Origin of the sequence: Anaerobranca gottschalkii DSM 13577, assembly GCF_900111575.1 — a bacterium.
In the GTDB taxonomy this organism is placed as follows: Bacteria; Bacillota; Proteinivoracia; order Proteinivoracales; family Proteinivoracaceae; genus Anaerobranca; species Anaerobranca gottschalkii.
On sequence record NZ_FOIF01000097.1, the window covers coordinates 1 to 2,570 of the forward strand.

The following is a 2,570-nucleotide window of genomic DNA, read 5'->3' on the forward strand; positions in this document are numbered from 1 at the left end:
TTTCCTTCTTTTTTTCCTATCTCAATGTATTTTAAGATATTGTTAAAGGCGTACTTATCAGATACTGGTCCCATAAAGTTGTTAAAATCTTCAGGTGGCCCCACTTTAATTTTCTTTACTTCTTCAACTAACTTTTCTACAAATTCGTCATAGATATTTTTATGAACTATTGCCCTCGAACATGCTGAACATTTTTGACCTTGAAAACCATAGGCAGAAGTTACTACAATTTTAACTGCTTCCTCTATAGATACATCTTCATCTACTATTATTGAATCTTTTCCTCCCATTTCCGCTATTACCCGCTTTATCCACTTTTGTCCCTCAGAAATCTCAGCAGCTAATCTGTTAATTCTCAATCCAACTTCTTTAGAGCCAGTAAAGTTTATAAAACGGGTTTGGGGATGCTTTACTAAATAGTCCCCTATTTCCCCTCCACTGCCTGGTAAAAAGTTAATTACCCCTGAAGGTAAGCCAGCTTCCTCCATCAACTCAACAAATTTATAACCTATTACCGGTGTAATGCTAGCAGGTTTTAATACTACAGTATTTCCAGTAACAATAGAAGCTGAAACCATCCCTACTAAAATGGCTAATGGAAAGTTCCATGGTGGAATTATAACTCCTACTCCTAAAGGAATGTACCTTGCCCAAGTCTCTTCCCCAGGATAAGGGACAAGATAAGGTTCCTTTTGTAAACGTAATGCCTCCCTACTATAATATTCTAAGAAATCTATTGCCTCCGCTACATCGGCATCTGCTTCCTTCCACGTTTTCCCTATTTCTAAAACTAGAAGGCTAGCAAATTCTAATTTTCTTTTCCGTAAAAGTTCTGCCCCTTTAATTAAATAACGAACCCTTTCTTCTAAAGGCTTTTTTTGCCACCAAGAAAAAGCTTTTACCCCTTCCTCCATCGCCAACTGGGCTAATTCTTTATTGCCCTTGGAAACAAAACCAATAATTTCTTCTGGATTTCCAGGGTTTGTTGAAATTATCTTTTCTTTTGTGAAAATTTTTTCCTTACCGATAATTAAAGGATAATTTTTCCCTAAATCCTTTCTAACTTCTTTTAGGGTAGTTAATGCCTTTTCTTGTACCTCTTTTTTGGTAAAATCTAAAAATTCTTCATTAACAAAGGGTTTTAACATTGAATTATCCACCTCCCAAAGAAACTTTGCTTTATTATACTAAAGAAGGAAAGATAATTCAATGTTTTTTATTATTTTTTGATAATTTATTCAGTGATCTGCCTGATATTTTCATTAAACTCTTTAATCCAATTGACTGTATTGTTTAAAGAGATTTTTGCCCTTTCGATACTATCTGCATTGGTTAAATTATAAGCTTCTTTGTTTTGTAAAGCTTGAAATACAGGTATAACTTCATATATCCACATTTCTTTTACTCTATATCTATTTACCCATGTCGGTAGATAAGCTGTTTCCTTTAAAGTAGTTTCCCCTGTCTTTAGGTTTTTTTGGTATGTTACATATACTACTATTCCATCTTCTGTATAACGATTATTTAAAAATTCATATCTCTGATTAGAAATAAAGTTTCCTAAAGAATATGCTATAACTGTTTTGTGTCCATCTTCCCTTTCAATAGTTTCTATAGGTTGAATCACATGGGGATGGCTTCCAAAAATAATATCTACACCAAAAGAGTTTAACCTTCCAGCCATTTCCTTCTGAAATTTATCATAACTCCGTTGATATTCACTACCCCAATGGACTACAAATACAATAATTTCTGCCCCTTCTTCCCTCATTTTTTCTATGCGTCTTTGAATTTTTCCCAAATCCTTCTCTAACTGTTGATAATTAAAAGTGTCAAAAAGTTCTGTATACTCTTTTGGAATGGGAATACCATTTAATGTTTTCATTCCGTTAGTAGATGGAGTTTCGTAAGAATATGCAGTAATTCCAACATTTATTCCCTGGACTTCTTTTATAATATAGCTTTTATCCTCTATACTCTCCCTAGTCCCTATTGGAATTAAGCCCCTATCTTTTAATATTTCTAAGGTTCTAAACATACCCTTAATCCCTGTATCCATTGTGTGATTATTGATGGTAGATATAACATCAAAGCCTGCATATTTAAGGGCATCAGCCATTGTATCAGGGGTGTTAAACCTTGGATAACCACTATATCCCCTTTCTTCCCCACCAAAGGTAGTTTCTAAATTGGCTATGGCAATATCAGCAAGTTTTATATAATCTCTTACTAAAGTAAAGTTGTTTTTAAAATTATACTCTTTAGTTTGGGAATCATATGCAGCTTCGTATTGCCTAGAATGAACCATGATGTCTCCAACACCGGCTATGGTTATTTCTACTATTTTTTCCTCTTCTTTTAGCTCTTGGGGTTTAGGTTCTAAGGGTTGTTCTATATTTCTATTACTTAAACCAAAACAGCCACTGATTAGAAACAAAATCATAATTACTAAAACTAATTTCTTCATCTAAATATCCGTTACAGAAAGCTTATAAAACTCTATAAGGTTTTTGTCAAACCTTATAAAAGTTTATGTTTCCTTCCTTGTTCATCGTGTCCAGTTTCGAAAA

The 2,570-nt window shown here is 33.5% G+C and carries 2 protein-coding genes; both read right to left on the bottom strand.

Going from position 1 to position 2,570, the window contains the following annotated elements; translation table 11 throughout:
• Positions 1-1,148 (bottom strand): aldehyde dehydrogenase family protein (locus tag BMX60_RS11715; RefSeq protein WP_143055946.1); only part of this gene is annotated, 1,148 nt, incomplete at its 3' end.
• An 86-nt stretch (positions 1,149-1,234) separates the two neighbouring features.
• Complete coding sequence (locus tag BMX60_RS11720) at positions 1,235-2,467, bottom strand: CapA family protein (RefSeq protein WP_091351612.1); 1,233 nt, start codon at positions 2,465-2,467, stop codon at positions 1,235-1,237.
• Positions 2,468-2,570 lie beyond the last annotated feature (103 nt).